This is a genomic window from Streptomyces eurocidicus (assembly GCF_002891295.1).
Lineage (GTDB): Bacteria > Actinomycetota > Actinomycetes > Streptomycetales > Streptomycetaceae > Streptomyces > Streptomyces eurocidicus.
Genome location: NZ_LGUI01000003.1, coordinates 414959 through 438900, shown reverse-complemented (window position 1 = coordinate 438900; position 23942 = coordinate 414959). Strand labels below are relative to the sequence as shown.

Below are 23942 nucleotides of genomic sequence, written 5' to 3'. Positions count from 1 at the left end.
GCCCCGCGCAGCGGCACCCTCGCCCCGCACCGGCCACCCCCGGCCCGTCACTCCGGCAACGGCGCCCTCCAAACCACCCGAGTCCCACCCCCACCGACACCATCACCCGCACCAACCGACGACACCACACACCCCCCACCATGCAACTCCGCCCGAGACCGCATATTCGCCAACCCCCCGGAACGCCGCGCCGCCCCCGAACCCGCACCGGACCCCGCGGCCCCCAGCCCCACCCCGTCATCCGTCACCGACAAGGTCACCTCGTCCCCCACCGACAGGACGACCTCCACCCGCCGCGCCCGCGCGTGCCGTGCGACGTTGCTGAGGGCCTCCGCGGTCACCGCGAGTACCTGCTCGGCCAGTTCGCCGGGAACGTTGGTGTCCACCGGCCCCTCGATCCGCAGCGAGGGCGGGAAGCCGAGCGTCCGCCCGGCCGCCTGCGCGGTCTCGGCCATGCTGCGGCGCAGGCTGGGCCCGCTGGTGCCGTCGCCCGTGGCGCGCAGCCCGAAGATGGTCGACCGGATGATCTGGATGGTGGTGTCCAGGTCGCCCACGGCCCGGCCGACGCGCTCGGCGGCCTCGGGGCGGTCGATGAGCCGGGTCGCGCTCTGCAGCGTCATCCCGGTGGCGAAGAGCCGCTGGATGGCGAGGTCGTGCAGGTCACGGGCGATGCGGTCGCGGTCGTGGAGGACGGCGAGGTCCTCCGACTCGGCGCGCCGCCGGGCGAGTTCGAGGGCGATCGCGGCCTGGTCGGCGAAGCCGGAGATCAGCTTGACCTCGGTGTCGTCGAACGCGGGCCGGCCGGCGAGCCGGCTGAGCCGTAGGGCGCCCGAGGCTCCGGCGTCTCTCTGGAGCGGTACGGAGACGGTGGGCCCGCAGAGGTCCTCGCCGTGCTCCTCGCCGGCCTCCATGGGGTGGGCCCGGGGGTCCTCGCGGGCGTCGGCGCTGGCCACGGGCTTGCCGGTGCGGGCGGCGAGGCCGGCCAGCGAGCCGTCGGCCGGTACCGCGAGGCCGTCGATGCGGCTCGCGCCGTGGCCGTGGGCGACCTCGACCGTCAGCAGCCCCGGCCCATTGCCGGCGGCCGGTTCGGCGGGCAGCAGTACGGCGGCGTGGTCGGCGCTCGCGACCTCCATGGCCCGTTCGGCGATCAGGTGCAGGACCTCGCCTGCGTCGGTGCCGGAGAGCAGGCTGCGGGTGATCTCGCCCAGCGCCTCCAGCCAGCGCTCGCGGCGGCGGCTCTCGTGGTACATCCGGGCGTTGTCGATGGCGACGCCCGCCGCGATGGACAGGGTGGTGAGGACGGCCTCGTCGTCCTCGTCGAAGGCGGCGCCGCCGCGCTTCTCGGTGAGGTAGAGGTTGCCGAAGACCTCGTCCCGGACGCGGACCGGCACCCCCAGGAAGGTCCGCATCGGCGGGTGGTTCGCCGGGAAACCGTAGCTGTGCGGATGCCGGGAGAGGTCGGTGAGGCGCAACGGCACGGGGTTGGTGATGAGTTCCCCGAGGATGCCCCGCCCGCAGGGCGTCCGGCCTATCCGCGCCTCCAGCTCCTCGGACATGCCGACGGTCAGGAACTCCGAGAGCTTCTGCCGGTCGCCTACGACGCCGAGCGCGCCGTACTCCGCGTCGGTGAGCGTGACGGCCGCCTCGACGATCCCCCGGAGCACCTGCGGCAGTTCGAGACCGCGGCCGAGGCTCATCACGGCGTCGAGGAGGCCGCGTATCCGGTCCGGTTCGCGAAGGTGAGGCCGCTGCGCCGACTGTGTGTGATCTGCGGTTGTGGACATGCCTCTCCCCGGCCCCGACCCCGTAACTCCACAGCAGCGTACGACACCGGGGGGTGGCCGGGAGGCGGTCCGGAAGCCCTTGCGCGCACGCCGTACGTTCTTGCGCACAGTGTGCGCAGCAACGTACGGTGTTCTCAGCGGCGCACGCCGCACCCCGGAAACGGGGGTGGTGGTGCGCGCGCTCTCCGACATCTCGCCCGAAGGGGGTCCACGGTGGCCACGATGGAACGTCATCCGCGACGCTGGCTCATCCTGATCGTGCTCTGCCTCAGCACGCTGGTGCTGGTCATCGACAACATGGTGCTCACCGTGTCGATCCCGCCGATCGCTGCGGACCTGGGGGCCGACGCCCAGGACATCCAGTGGATCATCGACTCGTACATGCTGGTCTTCGCCGGCCTGCTGCTCACGTCGGGGAGCCTGTCCGACCGGTTCGGCCGGCGGCGGGTGATGGTCATCGGCCTGGCGGTCTTCGGGGCGGCCTCACTGCTGGCGACGTTCGCGGGGAGCCCGGAGCAACTGATCGCGGGCCGCGTCCTGATGGGGGTGGGCGGCGCGCTGGTGATGCCCAGCACGCTGTCGATCCTCATCACGGTCTTCGACGAGGAGGAGCGCCGTAAGGCGATCGCCGCCTGGAGCGCGGTGGCCATGGTCGGCCTGGTCGGCGGCCCGGTGCTCGGCGGTGTGCTGCTCGCGCACTTCTGGTGGGGCTCGGTGTTCCTGATCAACGTTCCGGTCGTGGTGCTGGCGATCGCCGCGGCGGTCACCCTGATGCCGGAGTCCAAGGGCCCGCGGCGGAAGGCCGATCTGCCCGGCATGGTGCTGTCCATGGCCGGTATGGCCGCCCTGGTCTGGACGATCACGGTGCTGCCGAAGGACGGCCTGACCGCCCCCGGCACGCTGACCGCGCTCGCCGTCGCGGTGCTCGGCCTCACCGGCTTCGTGTGGTGGGAGCTCCGCGCCCCGTCCCCGATGGTCCCCCTCGCGCTCTTCCGCGACCGCGTCTTCAGTGGCGCGAGCTTCTCCCTCGTGCTCCTGACCTTCGCCAACGGCGGGCTGATGCTGGTGCTGACGCAGTACCTCCAGTTCGTCCTCGGCTACACCCCGACCGAGGCGGGCCTGGCCTTCGCCCCGCTGGCCGTCGCCACGCTGCTGTTCAACGGCCTCGGCGCCACGCTGGGCCAGAAGATCGGCAACCGTGTCATGTCGGCCGTCGGCCTCGCCGTCATCGCGGCCGGGTTCGGCGTCCTGGCGACCCTCTCGGCGGGCGACGGCCTCGGCGTCCTGGTGACGGCGATGCTCCTCATGGGAGCGGGCGGCGGCCTGACGATGCCCGCCGCCACCGCGGCGCTGATGGGCGCCGTCCCGGCCGAGCACGCCGGGGTCGGCTCGGCGCTCAACGACACGGTCCAGCAGGCGGGCGCCGCGCTCGGCGTGGCCGTCCTGGGCGCGGTCCTCTCCGGCACCTACACCGACGCCATGCCCGGCTCGGCCCCCGGCCGGAGCGGCCACTCGATCGCCGACGCGCTCACGACGGCCGCCGCCACGGGCGACCGGACCCTGGTGGCCACGGCGCACGAGGCGTTCACGACGGCGTCGTCCACCACGTTCGCGGTGGGGGCGTGCGGGGTGCTGGCGGCGGCCGTACTCGCACTGGTCCTGATGCGGGACGGGAAGCCGGCGAAGGCGGCGGAACGGGCGGGGAAGGACGAACCGAGCCTCGTATGAGCGCGGGACCGGCCGCCCCGGGCCCCGGGTCCTCAAACGCCGGACGGGCTGATTTCAGCCCGCCCGGCGATTGAGGACATCCGGAAGGGGCGGGTAGGGGAAAAAGCCCCGCAGGGCCGACCCCCACTCACCCACTCACCCACCATCCGCCCCGCCCTCAGCCCTCCACCACCCCCACGGACAACCGCTCCAGCCGCTCCGCGTCCGCGATCACATCGATCTCCGTGATCAGGCCGTCCACGACCGTGAAGCCGAGAACGACCGCCAGCCGCCCGAACGGCGCCATCGTGAGTCCGACGGCCCCGTCGACCATCGCGAGGCCGGTGAACCGGGCCCGGCCCATGGCGGCCATGGCGCCCTTGGCAACCGGCTGCGCGCCCCGGACGAAGACGGGCTCGGGGGTGGGGATGGCGGACTTGTCGGCGTGGAGCACGACGTCCGGGTGGAGCAGGGTGACGAGCGCGTCGAAGTTCCCGCCACGCGTGGCGGCCAGGAAGGCCGCGACGACCTCGCGCCGGCGGTCGGGATCGGGGGCGGGCGCGGGGGTGCCGCCCTTGACCCGGCGGCGGGCGCGGCTCGCGAGCTGCCGCGTCGCGGCCGGGGTCCGCTCGATCATCGGGGCGATCTCGTCGAAGGGCACGGCGAACATGTCGTGCAGGACGAAGGAGAGGCGCTCGGCCGGGGTCAGCGTGTCGAGCACGACCAGCAGCGCGACACCGACCGAGTCGGCCGTCAGGGCCTCCCGCTCGGGGTCGTCCCCGGACTCCTCGCCCACGGTCGGGTCGGCGAACCGCGTCTCCAGCGGATCCTCACGCCGGGTCTCCCGCGCGCGCAGCATGTTCAGGCACACGCGCCCCACGATGGTGGTCAGCCACCCGCCGAGGTTCTCCACGCCCTCCGTACCGGCGCGGGAGGCGCGCAGCCAGGCGTCCTGTACGGCGTCCTCCGCCTCACTGAGCGAGCCGAGCATGCGGTAGGCCACCGCCCGCAGATGGGACCGGTGCTCCTCGAACCGTTCCGCCAGCCGTTCGTGTGTGTCCACGTGTCACGTTCCTTCGTCGCCCGGGGTCATAGCGGTGCATCCGCGAACCCCGCTGAAGGTACCGGGGCCCCGGACCGGCCATGACGCCAACTCCCCAGGTCACCGGCGGTACGCTCGCCTGCGGACGGCCGAGGAGGGGGTGCCGTGGAAAACCACGTCGGCGGGTACCCCGGCCCGTTCCGCAGCGGTTTCACCCGCTGGATAGAACAGCGCACGCCCTCGGGAGGCCGTGCCGACGGCACCGCCGACATCGAGGTCTATGGCGTCCTCGCCCGCGCGTACGGGCTCACGAACGACGTGGCCGAGCTGGTCGCGGCGATGACGGGAACGACGGTGGGCGAGGTCGTCGCGGCGTACAAGGCGGACAACACGGAGTGGGCACGGACCCAGGCGGTGTTCGACGGGCCGGATCTGATGGCGCTGGACGCGCATCTGGACGCGCTCGATCGCGGGTGGTCGTAGGGCGAGTCCCGCGGGGCTCGCGGTCATCGAGCGTCGGCAGGTCGGCACTCCGGCCTGGTCGGCGCTCCAGCTCGGTCGGCACTCCGGCCCGGCCGGCGCTCTGGACCACCCCGCCGGCACACCCCTCACCCCCCGGCGTAAACGTCCTCGACATAACGCCCGTCCCCCACAAGCCCGTCCAGCCACCGCCCCGCCTCGTCCCCGCCACTCCCGCCACTCCCACCACCCGCGAACCGCTCATATATCCCCCGGAAAGCCCCTCGTACCCCCGGCGCCATCCGCCTCCCGTCGCCGCAGACATAGACCCTCGCCCCGGCTTCCAGCAGGCGCCACACCTCCGCGCCCTCGGTGGTGACGCGGTCCTGGACGAACGGACCGCCGAGCTCGGGGGACTTGGAGAAGGCCGGGCGCATGGACACGGCCCCGGACCGGTCCGCCTCCTCCAGTTCCGTGCGGTGCAGGTAGTCGACGTCCGGGTGGTCGCAGCCGAAGTAGCACAGGGCCGGTGCGAGGAGGGTGCCCCGGCGTACGAGCGCGTGGCGGTCGGCGATGGTGGCGCGGAAGGGGGCCAGGCCCGTACCGGCGCCGATCATGATCAGCGGGGTCCGCGCGTCGTGCTCCACGCGGAACGCCTCGCGGCACGGCAGCACCCGGGCGTACACCTCGTCACCGGGCCGTACGCGGTGCAGGTACGCCGATCCGACGCCCGTGAAGGTGCCGGTGCCGGCCCGGGAAGGGCCGCTGAGCAGGGAGACCATCAGATCGGCGTGGCGGGGGTCCGCGGTGGGGGAGGAGGAGACGGAGTAGTGGCGGGGGCGTATCGGCGGTAGCAGGTCGAGGAGCAGCGGCCAGCCCAACAGGCCCTGGAGGGCGGGGTTCCGTTCCACCAGTTCGATCAGGCATACGGGATCGGCGGCGGTGTCGGCGGCGAGGGCGTGCAACGCCGCCCGCTCCGGCGGGCACGGGTTGAGCCCGGCGAGCCGGGCCACCTGCTCCGGCCCTACCGGGGCCTGAAGTTCCAGATGGCGGCTCAGCAGCTCATGGGCCGTGACGGGACGGTCCAGGGGGAGCGTGGCACGGCCGGGCCGGTGCGCGCGGACGTCCAGGAGCGCGTCCGGATCGACGCCGAACGCCTTGGCCGCGCGCTCGACGAGCGCGGGGTCGTTGACGGGCAGTACGGCAAGGTGGTCGGCGGTGCGGTAGGTGACGCCGGTGGGGAGGGCGAGGCGGACGAACCTCTTGGGACGGCCGAGGGGATGGCTCGGGTCCACGAGGTCACGGGCCTCGGCCACGGTCATCGGCAGCACGCCGTGCCGGGCGGCCAGGGCGGTACCGGGGGCGCCGGTCACCTCGGTGACGTCGTAGGAGTACTCGGGAGCGGCGGAAGCGGAGTCGGGAACACCGGCGGACTCCGGGTCGCCGTACGCCTCCAGGAGCGTACGCCGCAGCCCCGCCGTGAAGCGGGCGACCGCCCCGGCGAGGTCGCCCGACGCGTCGGCCTCGGCGCGGTCCAGCAGCCGGGTGCCGCCCAGTTCGGCGAGTCGGCGGTCGATCTCGGTGGGTACGTGCTGGTAGGTGGCGGCCCAGTTGCGGTCGCCCACGCCGAGGACGCAGTACCGCAGGCCGTCGGCCGCACCCGCCTCCGCGTCCGCCAGCCAGGAGAAGAAGGCGGCCGCGTCGTCCGTGGGACGCCCGTTGTAGGAGGCGGCCACGATGACGACCGGTACGTCGGCGGGCGGCCCTCCGGCGTACGCGTCGAGCGGTGCGACGGTGGTCCGGAACCCGAGGGAGCCGCAGAACCCGGCGAGGTCCTCGGCATAACCCCGGCAGGTGCCGAAGTCGGAGCCGTGGAGAACGGTCAGCGCGGAGCCCGGGATGGCCCTGGCAGGCAGTTCCGTGCCGGGCGGTTCCCCGGCGGGGGCCCCTGCCGGGGAACCGCCCCGGGCGGCGCCCCGTACCCGCGCCCGGTCCTCGCCGGTGCGGGCCGCGAGCGTCAGGGTGAAGCCCTCGGGCTTGAGGGTGAGCGTCTCCTTGACGGTGAGCGTATGGCCCGGCCGGCCGAGGAAGCGGTACCGGTGGATCAGCAACGCCAGCAGCATGGTGGCCTCGTGCAGCGCGAACTGACGGCCTATGCAGGCCCGCTCGCCCGTGCCGAAGGGCTTGTACGCGTTCGCCGGACGGGCGGCCTCGGCGTCCGGGGCGAAGCGGTCGGGGTCGAACTCCTCCACGTTGTCGCCCCACACCAGGTCGCGGTGCAGCATCGGCGTGAGCACGGTCAGCCGTTGCCCCGCCCGGACGGGGAAGTTCCCGCCGATGACGGTGTCGTGGCGGGCCGCGCGTTCGAAGGCGGCCGCGGTGGGCCACAGCCGCAGGGTCTCGTTGAGGACCTGGCGTACGTACCGCAGTCCGCCGATGTCCTCGAAGGACGGATCGGGGTCGGGCTCGTCGCCCCAGAGCGCGTCCACCTCGGCCTGCGCGAGGCGCAGGGCGGCCGGGTTCTTCAGGAGGTGGTGGAGGGCGAAGGAGAGGGTGCCCGAGGTGGTCTCGTGGCCCGCGATGAGGAAGGTGATGACCTGGTTGCGGATGTTGGCCTCGTCCAGGGGCCTGCCGTCGGCGGGGTGCGGGGCGTCGAGCATCAGCCCGAGCAGGTCGTCGGGGGAGGCACCGGCCTCCTCCCCGGCGGCGGCCTTGCGCGCGCCGATGACCTCGTCGACCACCTCGGCGAGGAAGGCGGCGTCGGCCGCGAAGGCCCGGTCCTCCGCCGCGTAATCACCGCCGGGGGTCCGGCTCAGAGCGGCCTGGCTGTGGGCGAGAGCCCGTACGAGCGCCTGTACGAAGGGGTGGGGTTCGGGCCGGCGGAAGGACTCGAAGTCGTAGCCGAAACCGGCCAGTCCTATGGTGTCGAGCGTCATCCGGGTCATGTCGGCGGACACGTCCACGGACGTGCCCCGCGCGAGCGCCGCGTCCCAGGACGCGACGAGCCGCCGGCACACGCGCAGCATCGTCGGGTGGTACGTGCGCATGGACCCCAGGGCGAAGGCGGGGAGCAGGATGTCGTGCGCCTTGGCCCAGTTGGGCTCGTCGTTGTAGGCGGTGAACAGCCCGTCGGCGGTGATGTCCCGTACGTGCTCCAGCGCGGGGCCCACGGCCTTGGTGAAGCGGGTCTCGTCGGAGAGCTCGTCGACGAGCGCGTAGGAGGAGACGAGGACGGACTCGCGCTCGTGGAACCGCCGCCGGAAGATCGGGCCGTGTTCCCGGGCGAGGGCCATGGCCTGCTGGATCGGGGTGCTGGTGAGCCCCGTCTCGGAGGCGTCGACGAGGGGTGTCTCGTGGAGGTGCATGCGCGGTCTCCTCTGGGGAGTCGTCGGCCGGCTACTGCCTTCACGATTCCGCCGGGGGCGGGCCGATCCGCTGCGGAGACTACGAAATCTTGTAGGGGGGTGGGTGTGTCTCTTGGGGTGTGGGGGGTGGGTGTGCGGTAGGGGCGGGGCTTCTGCCCCAGGGGTGGGCGAGAATTCAGCCGGGCCGGTGTTCGGGCCACCGCGCGGCGTTCGGGGCCATCGGGCGGCAAGGGAGCCGGCGGGCTTGCCCCGCCACGCGGCGGAGCCGCGCATCGGATGCGGCGGGATGCGGCGGGATGCGGCGGAAAGGGGCGGGAAGGGGCGGGGCTGGGGAAAGATCCGCCGCACACGCCTCCCCGGACGAGGGGGCGCCACGGACCCACCGCCCACCGGACCCGAGGACGCCGCACATGACGCAAGAACCGGACCCCCGGCCACGACACCGGCCGGATCCCCAGTCGCTACACAGGCCGGACTCCCGGCCACGGCACCGGCCGGACCCCCAGCCGCGGCACCGGCCGGAACCACGCCCAGGGCCGGACGCGACCTCGTACCCGGACGCGACCCCGTACCCGGACGCGACCCCGTACCTGTACCCGGACGCGGAGACCGCCCCCGACCCCACCATCTGGCGGACCCGCTTCCTCAACCTCCTGGACCGCATACCGGTCCCCACCGCCATCAGCACCACCGACGGCGTGATCACCGGCGCGAACCCGCCCCTCGCGGCGCTCTGGGACGTGACCCCCGGCCGGCTGACCGGCCGCAACCTCCTCGACCTGTTCACCCCGACCGACGGCGGCCAGCTGGTCAAGGTCGACGCGGCGCTACGAGGGGGCCGGCGCTCCCGCTATCCCGTCCGGGTGCGCTGGGAGGCGGCCGGGCGGTCGTACGAGGGGGAGCTCACCGTCGAGCCCGTGAGCGATCCGGAAGGGGCGTCACCGCCCCTGCTGGCGACCCTCCGGGTCGACGAGGAGCGGCCCCCGGCGGACGGGACGAGAGCGCCGATGGTCGTGCTCGGCCCGCAGGAGGAACGCATTCTGGAGCTGGTGGCGGCGGGCCGCACCACGTCGGTGATCGCCCGCGCCGTGGGCCTCAGCGACGACGGAGTGAACTACCACCTCGTACGCCTGGCCCGCCGGCTGTCCGTCCCGAACCGGACGGCCCTGGTGGCCAGGGCCTACGTACTGGGCCTGCTGTCCCCGGCGGTTTGGCCACCGGCGGCGCTGCCCGGGAGGCGGCGGCCCTGAGGGCGTCCCGGGAGGCGCTCAGGCGCTCAGGCCCTCAGGCGCGACCGGCCGCCCCGCCGGATGGCGCTTCCGCTTCCGGTTCCGCTTCCCGTTCCCGTAGCCGTACGGAGAGGGCGGCGATGTCGTCGTCGAGGCCGCCCCCGCTGTAGCGGAGGAGGTCGCGGTGGAGGGCGTCGAGCAGCTCGCGGGGCCGCCCGGGGGGCTGCCCGCCCATCCAGGTCGCGAGCGGGAAGAACCCGCCGTCGCGGTCCCGGGCCTCGGTGACGCCGTCGGTGTAGAGGAGCAGCAGGTCACCGGGGGCGAAGGCGATCGTGTCGACGCTGTAGTGGTCGCCGATCAGCTCGGCGAGATTGAGCAGCGGCGAGGGGGCGGTGGGCTCCAGGACGCGGAGTTCGCCGTGGTTGAGGAGCAGCGGTGGGGGATGCCCGCAGTTGAGGATCCTGAGGTGGCCGTCGTCGTGCGGGATCTCGACGAGGACGGCGGTGGAGAAGCGTTCCGTCAGGTCCTCGGGGGAGAAGGCGGCGCTGTACCGGGTGCTGCTGGCCTCCAGCCGGCGGGCGATGCCGCTCAGGTCGGGTTCGTCGTAGGCGGCCTCCCGGAAGGAGTTGACCACGGCGGCGGCCGTCCCCACCGCGGGCAGCCCCTTGCCCCGTACGTCCCCGATGAGCAGCCGCACGCCGTAAGGGGTGTCGGCCACCTCGTAGAAGTCGCCGCCGATCCGGGCCTCCGCGGCGGCGGCGAGGTACAGCGACTCGATCTCGATGCCCCCGAAGCGGCGCGGCATGGGGCTCAGGACGACCTGCTGGGCCGCGTCGGCGACGAGCCGGACCTGGAAGAGGGACTGCTCCCGCTGGAGCCGGACGTGGCTCCCGTACGCGGCGGCCACGGTCACCGCGACGATCCCGGCCGCCGTGTACCCCGTCCCCAGGTCGGGGAAGACGATGCCGAGCCCGATCATGAGAAAGAGACAGACGGTCCCCAGCAGGACGGTGGGGAGGACGGGCCACATGGCGGCGGCGAGGGCGGGCGCGGCGGGCAGCAGCCGGCTGAAGGCCATGCTCCTGGGGGTGGTGTAGGCCAGGCTGGCGATGACAACGGTGAGGATCACCGGTGACAGTGACAGCGGCGTGAGCGGCCCCCGTCCATGACGACGACGGGGCCGGAGCCGGCCAGATTTAACCACTTTCACAGCATATCCAGGCAAACCGGGCGAAGCGCCCTGACGGAGTACGGCGGGGTGCGAGTGGACGCCCCCGGGCGGCCGGTTCCCGCCCGCGAGAACGCGAAAGGCCCGGACCGAGCGGTCCGGGCCTTCGTGCGGCGGAGGATGAGAGATTCGAACTCGCGAGTGATTGCCTCGGCGTGTTTTCCGGCTGTCCGTCCCGGCTGATCACAGGGCGGCGAGGCGGGCTTCCCGCTCGGCCGTGGTGTTCCGCGGGATCCGCTCCGGGCGGCGGAGGACCGTGAAGGCGACGGCCAGGGCGGTGACGAGGAGGCCGGCGCCGGCCGCGAAGGCCAGGTGGTAGCCGCTGGTCAGGGCCTCGGCGGCCGGGCGGCCCGCCGCGGTGAGGGACTCGGTGCGGGAGGCGGCCAGGGTGGAGAGGACGGCGATGCCGAGGGCCATGCCGATCTGCTGGGTCGTGTTGAAGAGGCCGGAGGCGAGGCCCGCGTCCTCCTCCTTCGCGCCGGACATGGCCAGCGAGGTCAGTGCGGGGAGCGCGAGGCCGAATCCGGCGGCGAGGAGCATCACGGGAAACAGGTCGGTGAGGTAGTTCGCCCGGTCGGCCTGACCGGGTATCCGGGTCAGCAGGCCGAGCACGCCGACCAGGAGCACCAGACCGGCCAGGAGGACGTTGCGCTCGCCGAAGCGGGCGTTGAGGCGGGCGGAGGCGCCGAGGGACACCGCGCCGATGACGGCGGCCGCCGGCAGCATCGCGAGACCGGTCCTGGCGGCGCCGTAGCCGAGCACGTTCTGCAGGTAGAGCGCGACGAGGAGCTGGAAGGAGAAGAGCGCGGCGACCATCAGCATCTGGACCAGGTTCGCGCCGGAGACGCTGCGCGACCGGAAGATCCGCAGCGGCATGAGCGGGTTCTTCGCCGTGGCCTGGCGGACGAGGAATCCGGCGAGCAGGGCGAGCGCCAGGGCACCGAAACCGAGCGTGTGGGCCGAAGCCGCCCCGTATTCCTCGACCTTGACCACCGCGTAGATGCCGAGCATCAGGCCGGAGGTGACGAGCAGCGCGCCGAGGGCGTCCGCGCCCGCCTTCGGGCCGAGGCCGCGGTCACCGGGCAGGGCGGGGAGGGCGACGAGGAGGGTCGCGATGCCGATGGGCAGGTTGATGAAGAAGATCCAGTTCCAGGTGAGCGCGTCGGTGAGGACGCCGCCCAGAACCTGTCCGATCGACGCGCCGGCCGCGCCGGTGAAGCTGAACACGGCGATGGCCTTGGCCCGTTCGCGAGGCTCGGTGAAGAGCGTGACGAGGATGCCGAGGCTGACGGCGGAGGCCATCGCGCTGCCGACGCCCTGGAGGAAGCGGGCGGCGATCAGGACCCCGGGGGAGGCGGCGGCACCGGCCAGCAGCGAGGCGGCGGTGAACACCCCCGTGCCCACCAGGAACATCCGCTTGCGGCCGATCATGTCGCCGAGGCGGCCGGCGAGCAGGAGGAGCGAGCCGAAGGCGATGAGGTAGGCGTTGACGACCCAGCTCAGCCCGGCCGGGGTGAAGCCGAGGTCGCTCTGGATGGCGGGCATGGCGACGGTCACGATGCTGCCGTCGAGGACCGTCATCAGCATCCCGGTGGCCAGGACGCCGAGGGCGAGCAGGCGGGAGCGTGAGGGGGCGGAGGCGGGTGCGGAGATGGTGGGCACAGCGGTCTCTCCTGTCGGTGGAGGCAACAGGAGAGACCGTAGCAGATGGTTTTGTTGCAGACTATCTTTTACGGATCAGAGGCCGGTGAGGGCTGCATTCGGTTGTTCGCGGGCCTCTCCGGTCAGCCCTTCTGGCGCGCCCGCCGAGCCTGCCGAGGCCCCTCCGCAGGCGTCTCCAGGTGGCCCGTGACCAGGCGGTTCAGTGCCCGGAGCAGCACATCGCGCTCGCCGTCGGGCAGGGCGCCGAGAGCGCTCTCATGGACGTCATCGACGATCTTCCGGCTCTCCTCGGCGACCTTTGCCCCCTCCTCCGTCACCGCGATGATCCGCGCCCTCCGGTCGGTGCTGGACGGCTTGCGCTCGGCGAGGCCGGCCTTCTCCAGGGCGTCGACGGTCACCACCATCGTGGTCTTGTCCATGTCCCCGATCTCGGCGAGCTGCGCCTGGGTGCGCTCCTCCTCCAGGGCGTGGACGAGGACGCAGTGCATGCGCGGGGTCAGCCCGATCTCGCCGAGCCGCGCGGCCATCTGCGTCCGCAGCACATGACTCGTGTGATCCAGGAGGAAGGACAGGTCCGGTTCGGTGCGGGTGGGTGCCATGGCGGTCATGCCGCCAGGGTAACGAAAACCGGTCCGTCGCGGATTATTGGTAAGCGGATGATTTGGGGTGGGGGCGAGTCAGGGCCGGATGTTCGCCCGCCCGGCAACCGTGACCACGGAACGCCGAAGGCCCCGGCCGGTTTCCCGGTCGGGGCCTTCGGTAGTGCCCGGTGAGGCACTGTGCGGAGGATACGAGATTCGAACTCGTGAGGGGTTGCCCCCAACACGCTTTCCAAGCGTGCGCCCTAGGCCACTAGGCGAATCCTCCGCCGCAAACAATACAAGACTCGAAGGGGTGCTCGCGAACGTCTTCCGCCGAGGTGGGGTCGGGCGGAGCTTCGAGGGGTGCCGGGGTGGGGGAGGGGGCACGAGCACGGGCCGGGATCGGCTAGGCTGAGGGCAAGCCCCTCACGTGGCGCTATCTCACCCAACTCCCCCAGGGCCGGAAGGCAGCAAGGGTAAGTGGGCTCTGGCGGGTGCGTGGGGGGCCCTTGTGTTTCCAGGGGTGTGGGCCGTTTTCGGGGGTCCGGGCCCTGGTGCGGTCGCCGGGGCCGGCGGAGGACGCCCGGGCCGGTCGGCCGGGTTCGCGGGGGCTCGCGGCGGGTCCGCGGGGCGTGCGACCGGGGCCTTGAGCTGTGATCGAGACCACTTGTCGGTGGGGCCCGATATCGTCGTAGGTGTGTCGTCCCTCGCGCTCTACCGCCGCTACCGTCCCGAGTCCTTCGCCGAGGTCATCGGTCAGGAGCATGTCACCGCCCCGTTGCAGCAGGCGCTGCGTAACAACAGGGTCAATCACGCGTACCTGTTCAGCGGCCCGCGCGGCTGTGGAAAGACGACCAGTGCCCGCATCCTCGCCCGCTGTCTGAACTGCGAGCAGGGCCCCACGCCCACGCCCTGCGGCGAGTGCCAGTCCTGTATCGACCTCGCGCGCAACGGCCGCGGCTCGATCGACGTCATCGAGATCGACGCCGCTTCCCACGGTGGTGTGGACGACGCCCGTGACCTGCGGGAAAAGGCGTTCTTCGGCCCCGCCGCCAGCCGCTACAAGATCTACATCATCGACGAGGCCCACATGGTCACCTCGGCGGGGTTCAACGCCCTGCTGAAGGTCGTCGAGGAGCCGCCGGAGCACCTCAAGTTCATCTTCGCGACCACCGAGCCCGAGAAGGTCATCGGCACCATCCGGTCGCGTACGCACCACTACCCCTTCCGCCTGGTGCCCCCCGGCACCCTGCGCGAGTACCTGGGCGAGGTCTGCGGCCAGGAGAAGATCCCGGTCGAGGACGGCGTGCTCCCGCTCGTCGTGCGCGCCGGCGCCGGATCCGTCCGTGACTCGATGTCCGTCATGGACCAGCTCCTCGCCGGCGCCGCCGAGGACGGTGTGACATACGCCATGGCGACGTCCCTCCTCGGCTACACCGACGGCTCCCTCCTCGACGCCGTCGTCGACGCCTTCGCCGCGAGCGACGGCGCCGCCGCCTTCGAGGTCGTCGACCGCGTGATCGAGGGCGGCAACGACCCCCGCCGCTTCGTCGCCGACCTCCTGGAGCGCCTGCGCGACCTGGTGATCCTCGCCGCGGTCCCCGACGCCGTCGAGAAGGGCCTCATCGACGCCCCCGTCGACCTTGTCGAGCGCATGCAGGCCCAGGCGTCCGTCTTCGGCGCCGCCGAGCTCAGCCGCGCCGCCGACCTGGTCAACGAGGGCCTCACCGAGATGCGCGGCGCCACGTCCCCGCGCCTCCAGCTCGAGCTCATCTGCGCCCGCGTCCTGCTCCCCGCCGCCTTCGACGACGAGCGCTCCGTGCGCGCCCGCCTCGACAAGCTGGAGCGCGGCGCCCTCGCGGCCGGCGGCGGCATGGTGACGGCGCCCATGACCCCGCCCGCCGGTTACGTCCCGGCGCCCCATGGCTCCGCCCCCGCGGCCGGATACGCCCCCGGGCCCGACGCCCACGCCGCCCCGAGCGCCCCGGCCGCCCCGCAGGTCGCTCCCGCCGCGCCCCCTCCGGGCTTTCCGGCCCCGCCGCGGCCCGCGCCGCGGTCTCGGGCGCGCCCGCTTCCGGCCCGCCTCGGCCCCGCCTCCGGCGCCCCGCAGGCCGGCGCCTGGCCCAGCGCGGCCGCCCCGCGAGCGCCCCCGCGCCCGCTCCGGCACAGCCCCGGCGGCCCCGCCGCCACGCCCACCGCGGGCGCCTGGCCCACCGCCGCCGCCCCGGCCAGGGCGGTGCCGGCGCGGCCAAGCCCGCCGGCGCCTGGCCGTCCGCCGCCACCCCGGGGCAGGGCCCGCCCCCACCGCCCAGCAGCCCGCGCCCGCGAGCTCGTACGCCCAGCCGTCGGCCCCGGCCGCCGCCGCGCCCGTCGGCGACGCCTCCTACGTGCGCCAGATGTGGCCGAACATCCTGGAAGCCGTCAAGAACCGCCGTCGCTTCACCTGGATCATCCTCAGCCAGAACGCCGACGTGGTCGGCTTCGACGGCACCACCCTCCAGATCGGCTTCGCCAACCCCGGAGCCCGCGACTCCTTCGCCAACAGCGGCAGCGAGGACGTCCTCCGCCAGGCCGTCGGCGATGTGATGAACGGTGCGCAGTGGAAGATCGACCTCGTCGTGGCCCCGGGCGGCGCCCCGGCCGGCGGCGGGTTCGCCGGTGGCAGTGGCGGCGGTGGCGGCTTCGGCGGTACGAGCGGTCCCGGCGGCGGCTACGGCGGGGCGCCCGCCGCGAGCCCCCCGGCGGTGCGGGCGGCTACGGCACCCCCGGCGGCTTCGGCGGCGGCCCGGCCGCGACCGGTGCCCGCAGAGCCGCCCGGCCGCCGCGCCGCAGGCCCCGGCCCGGCGCCCGAGCCCGGCAGGCCCCGCCCGCGGCCTCCCAGGCGCACCGCGAGCCCGAGCCGCCGCCGGTCGCGCCCGAGGACGACATGCCCGCCGAGGACGATCCCGACCTCGTCGACTCCGCCCTGACCGGCCACGACCTCATCGTCCGCGAGCTGGGTGCCACGGTCATCGAGGAGATCGCCAACGAGTAGCCGGGACGGCGAGCGGGCCTCGGCGCGGGCCCGGCGGAGAGTCGATGGAGAGCCGACGGGCACCCCGGCGGGGCCCGGTCGAAGTCCAGCCGAAGCCAACCCCCGGCCCCCGCCCGCGCCCCGCACACGCAGCCGTACGAGTAGTCGTACGGCTGCGTTCCGCACACGTTCGGTACGCGATCCGCGCCCCTTCCGGATGCGCCGCGTACGCCCCCGGGCGCCTACCGGACTTCTTCCCACGGCATAGGGCGCGCCGCCCGGCGAACACGTAGGCTCGGGCTACCGAGACATCGTCGTCGACAGCCAGGAGCGAAACCGTGATCCCCGGTGGTGGCCAGCCCAACATGCAGCAGCTGCTCCAGCAGGCCCAGAAGATGCAGCAGGACCTCGCGGCGGCCCAGGAGGAGCTCGCGCGCACTCTGGTCGACGGCACCGCGGGCGGCGGCCTGGTCAAGGCGACCGTCACCGGCGCCGGTGAGCTCCAGGGCCTGGTGATCGACCCCAAGGCCGTGGACCCCGAGGACACCGAGACCCTCGCCGACCTGGTCGTCGCCGCCGTGCGCGACGCGAACGCCGCCGCGCAGCAGCTCCAGCAGCAGAAGCTCGGCCCGCTCGCCCAGGGCCTGGGCGGCGGCATCCCGGGCCTGCCCTTCTGAGGAGCAGGGGCGGCCGCGGGCGGTCACCCGGCGTCCCCCGGTGACACCGGGTGACAACGACAGACAGCGACGGACAGAGACACAAGAAGGAGCATTCGATCCGTGTATGAAGGCGTGGTCCAGGACCTCATCGACGAGCTGGGCAGGCTGCCCGGCGTCGGGCCCAAGAGCGCGCAGCGGATCGCCTTCCACATCCTCCAGGCCGAGCCGGCCGACGTCCGCCGGCTCGCCCACGCGCTGACCGAGGTCAAGGCGAAGGTCCGCTTCTGCGCGGTCTGCGGCAACGTCGCGCAGGACGAGCGCTGCCGCGTCTGCCTCGACCCGCGCCGCGACCCCGCCGTCATCTGCGTGGTGGAGGAGTCCAAGGACGTCGTCGCGATCGAGCGGACCCGCGAGTTCCGCGGCCGCTACCACGTACTCGGCGGGGCCATCAGCCCCATCGAGGGCGTCGGCCCGGACGATCTGCGCATCCGTGAGCTGCTCACCCGGCTCGCGGACGGCACCGTCACCGAGCTGATCCTCGCCACAGACCCCAACCTGGAGGGAGAGGCCACCGCCACGTACCTCGCGCGCATGGTGAAACCCATGGGTCTGAGGGTTACGCGGCTGGCCAGCGGTCTGCCTGTGGGTGGAGATCTTGAATACGCCGACGAGGTCACGCTCGGGCGTGCCTTCGAAGGGAGACGACTACTCGATGTCTGACGCAACGCTCCATGACGCCAAGCGCGATCCCGACGACTTCGCCGTCCAGATCGCCGACTCGATCGAGAGCTTCATCGTCGCGGTCGCCGAGGTGTCCCGCGGCGACGAGCCCGACAGCGCCGTGCCCTTCCTGCTGCTGGAGGTCTCCCAGCTCCTCCTCACCGGCGGCCGGCTCGGCGCGCACGAGGACTTCCTCCCCGACGAGCGGTACGAACCGGACGTCGGCCCCGAGCCCGACGTGGACGAGCTGCGCGAGCGGTTCGCGGTCCTGCTCGACCCGGTGGACGTCTATTCCGAGGTCTTCGACCCGTATGTGCCGCGGAGCGCCCCGGTCGCCTGCCGGATCTCCGACGATCTGGCCGACATCATCACGGACCTGCGCCACGGCATGGCGCACTACCGCGACGGCCGGGTCAGCGAGGCCCTGTGGTGGTGGCAGTTCTCCTACCTCTCCAACTGGGGCCCCACGGCCTCGGCCGCGCTGCGGGCCCTGCAGTCCCTGGTCGCGCACGTCCGCCTCGACCAGCCGCTGGACGAGCTCCAGGGGCTGGACACGGACTCCGCGGCCACGGAGGAGCAGCTGGCGGAGGAGGCCGGGAAGGTGATGGCCGCCGAGATCGCCGGGCCGCTGGGGCTGCGGAGCGTATGACGTACGGGGTGCCGGCCGGTTCGTAAGGGCGGGCACGGACCGGCGCGCCGGCCGCGCGTCGACACCGACCCGGGCCGGCGCCGCCCCCCGTCGGCACCAACCCGGACCGGTGTCGCCCCCCCCCGTCGACCCGGGCCCGGGACCCGCCCGTGACCTGGGTCACCTTCGAGAGTGCGGCCCCGGGAAGCGGGCAGGGACGTCCCTGGAGCGAGCGGGCCGGACGTCTCACCATGCGGTATCCGCGTGGCCGATTCCGGCCGCTCGTTAGACTGAGCCGACCGCATTACACATAGTTGCGAGGAGCGCACGTGGGCCTTGTCGTGCAGAAGTACGGAGGCTCCTCCGTTGCCGATGCCGAAGGCATCAAGCGGGTTGCCAAGCGAATCGTGGAAGCCAAGAAGAACGGCCACCAGGTGGTCGTCGTGGTTTCCGCGATGGGTGACACGACGGACGAGTTGATCGACCTCGCCGGGCAGGTTTCGCCGATTCCTGCCGGGCGCGAGTTCGACATGCTGCTGACCGCCGGAGAGCGGATCTCCATGGCGCTGCTGGCCATGGCGATCAAAAACCTCGGTCACGAGGCGCAGTCGTTCACGGGCAGCCAGGCCGGAGTCATCACCGACTCGGTCCACAACAAAGCGCGCATCATCGACGTCACGCCGGGCCGGATCCAGCAGTCCGTCGACGCGGGCAACATCGCGATCGTGGCCGGTTTCCAGGGTGTGTCCCAGGACAAGAAGGACATCACCACCCTGGGCCGGGGCGGCAGCGACACCACCGCCGTCGCACTGGCCGCCGCGCTGAACGCCGAGGTGTGCGAGATCTACACCGACGTCGACGGGGTCTTCACCGCCGATCCGCGGGTCGTGAAGAAGGCCCGCAAGATCGACTGGATCTCGTTCGAGGACATGCTGGAGCTGGCGAGCTCCGGTTCCAAGGTGCTGCTGCACCGCTGCGTCGAGTACGCACGCCGTTACAACATCCCGATCCATGTGCGCTCGTCCTTCTCGGGGCTCCAGGGCACCTGGGTCAGCAACGAACCGCGAGGGGACCAGCCGATGGAGCAGGCGATCATTTCGGGTGTTGCCCACGACACGTCCGAGGCCAAGGTCACGGTCGTCGGGGTGCCGGACAAGCCGGGCGAGGCCGCGACGATCTTCCGTGCCATCTCGGACGCCGAGATCAACATCGACATGATCGTCCAGAATGTCTCGGCGGCCTCCACGGGCCTCACGGACATCTCCTTCACCCTCCCGAAGACCGAGGGCCGCAAGGCCATCGAGGCGCTGGAGAAGACGAAGGGGCGCGTCGGCTTCGACTCGCTGCGCTACGACGACCAGATCGCCAAGATCTCCCTGGTCGGCGCGGGCATGAAGACCAACCCGGGCGTCACGGCGACCTTCTTCGAGGCGCTGTCCGACGCGGGGGTGAACATCGAGCTGATCTCGACGTCCGAGATCCGTATCTCGGTGGTCACCCGCGCCGACGACGCCAACGAGTCCGTGCGCGCCGTGCACACGGCCTTCGGTCTGGACAGCGAGAGCGACGAGGCGGTCGTTTACGGCGGCACCGGTCGATGACCGGCGGCTACGCGGCCCGTCCCGCCCCGGCGGGCACGGGCCGTAGGCCGACCCTGGCCGTGGTCGGCGCCACCGGCGCCGTGGGCACGGTCATGCTGGAGTTCCTCTCCCGGCGCGCGGACGTCTGGGGCGAGATCCGCCTCGTGGCGTCCGCCCGCTCGGCCGGTCGCAGGCCGGCCGTCCGGGGCGTGGAGACCCCGGTCCTCGCGCTGAGCGAGGAGGTCTTCGACGGGGTCGACGTCGCGATGTTCGACGTGCCCGACGAGGTCGCGGCGCGGTGGGCGCCGATCGCCACCGCCAAGGGCGTGGTGGTCGTGGACAACTCCGGGGCCTTCCGGATGGACCCGGACGTCCCGCTGGTCGTGCCCGAGGTCAACGCGCACGCGGCGCGGGTACGGCCGCGCGGCATCATCTCCAACCCCAACTGCACCACCCTGTCGATGATCGTCGCGGTGGGCGCGCTGCACGCCGAGTTCGGGCTGAGCGGGCTCGTCGTCTCCTCGTACCAAGCCGCCTCGGGTGCGGGCAAGGCGGGCGTCGACACGCTCCGCGCGCAGCTCGCCGCGGTCGTCGGGGCCTCGGCGGGTACGCAGCCGGGCGACGTCCGGCGGGCGGTCGGCGACACCCTGGGCCCCTTCCCGGCCCCGCTGGCGCTGAACGTCGTGCCCTGGGTGGGCTCACCGCGCGAGGACGGCTGGTCCTCCGAGGAGATGAAGATCCGGGACGAGTCCCGGAAGATCCTGGGGTTGCCGGGGCTGCCGGTGAGCGCGACCTGTGTGCGCGTACCGGTGATCACGACGCACTCGCTCACGGTGCACGCGTGCTTCGAGAACGAGGTCTCGGTCGCCCAGGCACACGAGATCCTGGCCAACGCGCCCGGTGTGGTGCTCGTCGACGACCCCGCCGAGGGGGAGTTCCCCACGCCCGCCGACGCGGTCGGCACGGATCCCACGTGGGTGGGGCGGGTGCGGCGCGCGCTGGACGACCCCAAGGCACTGGAATTCTTCGCCTGCGGCGACAACCTCCGCAAGGGCGCGGCCCTCAATGCCGTCCAGATCGCTGAATTCGTGGCGGCGGAGCTGACCACTCCCTAATCTGGAGGATCCGTGAAGGTCCTGTGATCAAGTCGTTGGTCCAGACCTCTTGAGCTGGGCAGATGGTGTGTTCGACTATCACTGTCCGCCCCTCGCCACCGGCGGCCGGAACCGGTGACCGGGCACGGGGCGTCTTTGCTGCCGTCTCTTGCGGTGGTGCCAAAACCGGGGCATTGAGGAAGAGCTGGTACGCATGAGGGCATATGACGCATCGTCACGCGGTGCATCGTCAAACGGGGTGCCTCACGCGTACAACCCTGATGGGGGGAAGCGTGTCCAACAGGCGTGGCAGAGGTCATCAGCATCGCAACCGCCCCGAGGCGTGGCAGCAGCGCAGTGCGTCCGCGTCCCCGCGCGTCGGGCGGTATGCCGGTGATCGCTCCCTGGCCGACCACCCGCTCCGCCGCCCAGCTCCCGTCCCAGCGCGGGGACGCTGACGAGGCGATGGCAGCGGGCACCACAGTCGACCACCTCACCGAGACCTACCGCGCCCACTACCGGTCGTTGCTCGGCCTCGCCGCGCTGCTCCTCGACGACACCGCCTCCTGCGAGGACGTCGTCCAGGAAGCGTTCATCCGGGTGCATTCCGCGCGTAACCGCGTCCGGGACCCGGAGAAGACACTGGCCTATTTGAGGCAGACTGTCGTCAATCTGTCCCGCTCCGCGCTGCGCCGTCGCATTCTCGGGCTGAAGCTGCTGTCCAAGCCGATGCCCGACATGGCGAGCGCCGAGGAGGGCGCGTACGAACAGCTGGAGCGAGACCAATTGATCACCGCGATGCGCGGACTGCAGCGCCGCCAGCGCGAGGTCCTCGTCCTCCGCTACTTCGCCGATATGACCGAGGCCCAGGTCGCCGAGACCCTGGGCCTCTCTCTCGGTTCGGTCAAGGCGTACGGCTCCCGCGGCATCGCGGCGCTGCGTGTCGCCATGGAGGCTCCGGCATGAACCAGCAGCACTCGGACGGCCGCCGTCCCGAGGACGGCTCGTCCGGTCCCTTCGGCTCATCCGGCGCGTCCGGTCCCTCCCGCTCCTCCGGTCCCTCCCGCTCCTCCGAGTTCTCTGAGTCCTCCGAGTCCTCCGAGTTCTCCGAGCCCGCCGGTTCCGCCGCCTCCGCCGCCGGTTCCGGCGTCGACGAGGAGGTCCTGCGGCGACTCCTGCAGGGAGCCGTCGAGGAGCTGGAGCCGTCCCCGGACGCCCTGGAGCAGCTGCGGCGCGCGGTCCCGGCGCGGCGCGCGCGCCGTCGGCAGGCCCTCATCGGCGCCGCGGCGGCGCTGATCCTCGGTGGCACGGCGCTGCCCGCGCTCATCCATGTGGCCTCCTCCGAGGACGCCCCCGGCGAGCGCCACGCCACCACCGCCAGCAGCCGGCGCAGCGAGGACGAGGGCGGCGAGGGCCGTGGCGACGGCCTCACAGAGGCCGGCCGTCCGGCGGAGAAGGGCACCGAGAGCCCGGATTCCCGGGAGGAGGAGCGGAAGGAGGAGGGCCACAAGGGCAACGAGCCGAAGCCGTCGGGCACCCCGGCCGCCAGCCTGCCCGACCCCACCAACACCTTCGCCCCCGTCTCCCCGACCTGCGACCGCGACCAGCTCGGCCAGGGCGCGGGCACCGTCGGCGCCGCCGACCGGGACGGCCGTGTCTACGGCGCCTTCCGCGTCGTCAACGTCTCGCGCACCGTCTGTACGGTCGCGGGGCCCGGCACGGTGGCCGTCAGCGCGCGCGGCAGCGCGGAGTCCTCCCGGGTCTCCGTCGTCGACCACACCCAGGGCGACGCCGCGACCGGTCTGCCCAGCCCCGCCGGCGAGCCCAGCGAGGTGATCCTCCAGCCCGGCCAGGCGTACGAGGTGAAGTTCGCCTGGATACCGTCGCCCGACGGCGGTACGAACAGCTGCGGGAGGAACACCGGACCCGCCACCCCCGCGCCGAGCGCGAGCGGTGCCCCGTCCGCCGGTGCCCCGGCCGCGCAGACACCCGGCGTGACCGAGAACACCCCGCCGCCCAAGCCGCCGGCGAGCGTCGTGGTCAGCCACACCCCGGACGTCGGCGAGCCCGCGATAGCGGACGCCAAGATCGACGACGCCTGCGCCGGAACGGTTTACCGCACGGGGCCCATGGCGGTTCCGGCGAGGTAGCCGCGGCGGCGTGCGCGGCACGCTCCGGACTGTTCCGGGCTGTTTCGGACCGGCTCCGGGTTGCTCCGGTCCGTGCCGGGCCGTGCCTCGGGCCGTGCTTCGGCTGGGCCTCGGGCCGTGAGGGAGCCGCCCGGTGCGGAGCCCGAGCGGAGGGGCCCGTACCGTGGTGGTGTGTATCGGTTCCTGCTGACTTCCCGCTGGTGGGCGATCAACGTCTTCGCCGTGCTGTCCATCCCTGTCTGTCTGTTCATGGGCAGCTGGCAGCTCAGCCGCTTCGAAACGCGCGTCGACTCGCACCGCGAGCAGCAGACGCAGGCCGACGACGCCAAGGCCGCCGCCGCCGAGCCGCTGCGCGAGCTGCTGCCGGTGAGCACGGAGACCTCCGGCCGCCAGGCCGTCGTCACCGGCCGCTACGACACCGGGCACCAGCTGCTCGTCCCGAACCGCAGCCTGGACGACCGCCAGGGCTTCTACGTCCTGACGCTGCTGCGCACCGACGGCGGCAAGGCCGTCCCGATCGTCCGCGGCTGGCTGCCGGGCGACGCGGGCTCCAAGGCCGACACCGCCGCCGTGCCCGCCCCGCCGACGGGGCACGTCACCGTGACCGGCGCCCTCCAGGCTTCGGAGAGCCCCGGCTCCAAGGGCGTACGGTCGGCCGGCGGACTGCCCGAGGGGCAGCTCGGCGTCATCAGCTCCGCCTCCCTGGTCAACGTCCTGCCGTACGAGGTGTACGACGCCTGGCTGACCGCGCCCAAGGCGGAGGGCGCCCTGACGCCGGTGCCGCCGGCCGTCGCTCCCAACAGTGGCCTCGACCTCAAGGCGTTCCAGAACCTCGGCTACACCGGTGAGTGGTTCGTCTTCGCGGGCTTCGTCCTCTTCATGTGGTTCCGGCTCTTCCGCAGGGAGGTCGAGGCGGCCAAGGACCTGGCCCTCGGCATCACCCCGGACCAGCCGGAGGAGACCAAGGCACAGGAGGCCGCCAAGGCGCCTGGGGACACCGGGGTGCCCGAGGGCACCAAGGCGTCGTAGGGGGCCGGGGCC

The 23942-nt window shown here is 72.8% G+C and carries 18 protein-coding genes, 1 tRNA gene and 1 other RNA gene; 13 read left to right on the top strand and 7 right to left on the bottom strand.

The features are described 5' to 3' along the window. Positions 1-47 precede the first annotated feature (47 nt). The gene (locus AF335_RS11755; protein WP_170127671.1) at positions 48-1784 is read right to left on the bottom strand and encodes a GAF domain-containing sensor histidine kinase; all 1737 of its coding nucleotides are present in this window, start codon (positions 1782-1784) and stop codon (positions 48-50) included. A 222-nt stretch (positions 1785-2006) separates the two neighbouring features. Between AF335_RS11755 and AF335_RS11750 the strand changes: the two genes are divergently transcribed. Further along, positions 2007-3512, top strand: a complete 1506-nt coding sequence (locus tag AF335_RS11750) for an MFS transporter (protein WP_102918274.1) — start codon at positions 2007-2009, stop codon at positions 3510-3512. 157 nt (positions 3513-3669) lie between these two features. Here AF335_RS11750 and AF335_RS11745 read toward each other — a convergent pair whose 3' ends face one another. Further along, entirely contained in the window at positions 3670-4554 is an 885-nt protein-coding gene (locus AF335_RS11745; RefSeq protein ID WP_102918273.1) for a sigma-70 family RNA polymerase sigma factor, read from the bottom strand. Between the two features lie 144 nt (positions 4555-4698). Here AF335_RS11745 and AF335_RS11740 point away from each other — a divergent pair, with 144 nt between their 5' ends. After that, the gene (locus AF335_RS11740) at positions 4699-5016 is read left to right on the top strand and encodes a hypothetical protein (protein ID WP_102918272.1); all 318 of its coding nucleotides are present in this window, start codon (positions 4699-4701) and stop codon (positions 5014-5016) included. A 125-nt stretch (positions 5017-5141) separates the two neighbouring features. Here AF335_RS11740 and AF335_RS11735 read toward each other — a convergent pair whose 3' ends face one another. Next, positions 5142-8357 carry a cytochrome P450 gene (locus tag AF335_RS11735; protein WP_102918271.1) on the bottom strand — a complete coding sequence of 1072 codons (3216 nt, stop codon included), beginning with the start codon at positions 8355-8357 and terminating at the stop codon, positions 5142-5144. A 410-nt stretch (positions 8358-8767) separates the two neighbouring features. Between AF335_RS11735 and AF335_RS11730 the strand changes: the two genes are divergently transcribed. Then, a complete protein-coding gene (locus tag AF335_RS11730) occupies positions 8768-9607 on the top strand; it encodes a helix-turn-helix transcriptional regulator (RefSeq protein ID WP_102918270.1) in 840 nt (279 codons plus the stop codon). Between the two features lie 34 nt (positions 9608-9641). On the opposite strand, the gene AF335_RS11725 is transcribed toward AF335_RS11730, so the two are convergent. The 4 genes from AF335_RS11725 to AF335_RS11710 form a co-directional block, all read right to left on the bottom strand. Then, on the bottom strand, positions 9642-10715 hold the full coding sequence (locus AF335_RS11725) for a PP2C family protein-serine/threonine phosphatase (protein ID WP_102918269.1): 1074 nt from the start codon (positions 10713-10715) through the stop codon (positions 9642-9644). A 282-nt stretch (positions 10716-10997) separates the two neighbouring features. Further along, positions 10998-12467: an MFS transporter gene (locus AF335_RS11720; protein WP_184743601.1), complete on the bottom strand. Its 1470-nt coding sequence runs from the start codon at positions 12465-12467 to the stop codon at positions 10998-11000. Between the two features lie 131 nt (positions 12468-12598). Next, on the bottom strand, positions 12599-13084 hold the full coding sequence (locus tag AF335_RS11715; protein ID WP_102918267.1) for a MarR family winged helix-turn-helix transcriptional regulator: 486 nt from the start codon (positions 13082-13084) through the stop codon (positions 12599-12601). Between the two features lie 174 nt (positions 13085-13258). After that, positions 13259-13343 (bottom strand) — tRNA-Ser (locus tag AF335_RS11710). Between the two features lie 132 nt (positions 13344-13475). Between AF335_RS11710 and ffs the strand changes: the two genes are divergently transcribed. The 10 genes from ffs (at position 13476) to AF335_RS11660 (ending at position 23930) form a co-directional block, all read left to right on the top strand. Continuing rightward, an RNA gene (ffs, locus tag AF335_RS11705) (signal recognition particle sRNA small type) lies at positions 13476-13570 on the top strand. Positions 13571-13754: 184 nt separating this feature from the next. After that, positions 13755-16091, top strand: coding sequence for a DNA polymerase III subunit gamma and tau (locus AF335_RS11700; RefSeq protein WP_244926993.1), 2337 nt, complete (start codon positions 13755-13757; stop codon positions 16089-16091). Between the two features lie 317 nt (positions 16092-16408). Next, positions 16409-16747, top strand: coding sequence for a YbaB/EbfC family nucleoid-associated protein (locus AF335_RS11695; protein ID WP_102918266.1), 339 nt, complete (start codon positions 16409-16411; stop codon positions 16745-16747). A gap of 102 nt (positions 16748-16849) precedes the next feature. Continuing rightward, complete coding sequence (gene recR / locus AF335_RS11690; protein ID WP_102918265.1) at positions 16850-17449, top strand: recombination mediator RecR; 600 nt, start codon at positions 16850-16852, stop codon at positions 17447-17449. Continuing rightward, the gene (locus AF335_RS11685) at positions 17442-18098 is read left to right on the top strand and encodes a DUF5063 domain-containing protein (protein WP_095579647.1); all 657 of its coding nucleotides are present in this window, start codon (positions 17442-17444) and stop codon (positions 18096-18098) included. Before recR ends, AF335_RS11685 begins: the two co-directional genes overlap by 8 nt. Before the next feature lie 308 nt (positions 18099-18406). Then, entirely contained in the window at positions 18407-19678 is a 1272-nt protein-coding gene (locus AF335_RS11680) for an aspartate kinase (protein WP_102918264.1), read from the top strand. Further along, the gene (locus AF335_RS11675) at positions 19675-20772 is read left to right on the top strand and encodes an aspartate-semialdehyde dehydrogenase (RefSeq protein ID WP_102918263.1); all 1098 of its coding nucleotides are present in this window, start codon (positions 19675-19677) and stop codon (positions 20770-20772) included. The genes AF335_RS11680 and AF335_RS11675 overlap by 4 nt, the downstream gene beginning before the upstream one ends. Positions 20773-21057: 285 nt before the next feature. Continuing rightward, entirely contained in the window at positions 21058-21717 is a 660-nt protein-coding gene (locus AF335_RS11670) for a SigE family RNA polymerase sigma factor (RefSeq protein ID WP_184743576.1), read from the top strand. Continuing rightward, on the top strand, positions 21714-22901 hold the full coding sequence (locus AF335_RS11665) for a hypothetical protein (RefSeq protein WP_228773269.1): 1188 nt from the start codon (positions 21714-21716) through the stop codon (positions 22899-22901). The genes AF335_RS11670 and AF335_RS11665 overlap by 4 nt, the downstream gene beginning before the upstream one ends. 171 nt (positions 22902-23072) lie before the next feature. Continuing rightward, positions 23073-23930 (top strand): SURF1 family protein, encoded by an 858-nt coding sequence (locus AF335_RS11660; RefSeq protein ID WP_102918261.1) that lies wholly within the window; start codon positions 23073-23075, stop codon positions 23928-23930. Positions 23931-23942: the final 12 nt, after the last annotated feature.

Excerpts from the sequence above, each read along its gene's own strand:
- AF335_RS11750 (WP_102918274.1), top strand. The coding sequence starts at position 2,007 with ATGGAACGTCATCCGCGACGCTGGCTCATCCTGATCGTGCTCTGCCTC.
- AF335_RS11730 (WP_102918270.1), top strand. The coding sequence starts at position 8,768 with ATGACGCAAGAACCGGACCCCCGGCCACGACACCGGCCGGATCCCCAG.
- AF335_RS11715 (WP_102918267.1), bottom strand. The coding sequence starts at position 13,084 with ATGACCGCCATGGCACCCACCCGCACCGAACCGGACCTGTCCTTCCTC.
- AF335_RS11665 (WP_228773269.1), top strand. The coding sequence starts at position 21,714 with ATGAACCAGCAGCACTCGGACGGCCGCCGTCCCGAGGACGGCTCGTCC.
- AF335_RS11685 (WP_095579647.1), top strand. The coding sequence starts at position 17,442 with ATGTCTGACGCAACGCTCCATGACGCCAAGCGCGATCCCGACGACTTC.
- AF335_RS11735 (WP_102918271.1), bottom strand. The coding sequence starts at position 8,357 with ATGCACCTCCACGAGACACCCCTCGTCGACGCCTCCGAGACGGGGCTC.
- AF335_RS11675 (WP_102918263.1), top strand. The coding sequence starts at position 19,675 with ATGACCGGCGGCTACGCGGCCCGTCCCGCCCCGGCGGGCACGGGCCGT.
- AF335_RS11755 (WP_170127671.1), bottom strand. The coding sequence starts at position 1,784 with ATGTCCACAACCGCAGATCACACACAGTCGGCGCAGCGGCCTCACCTT.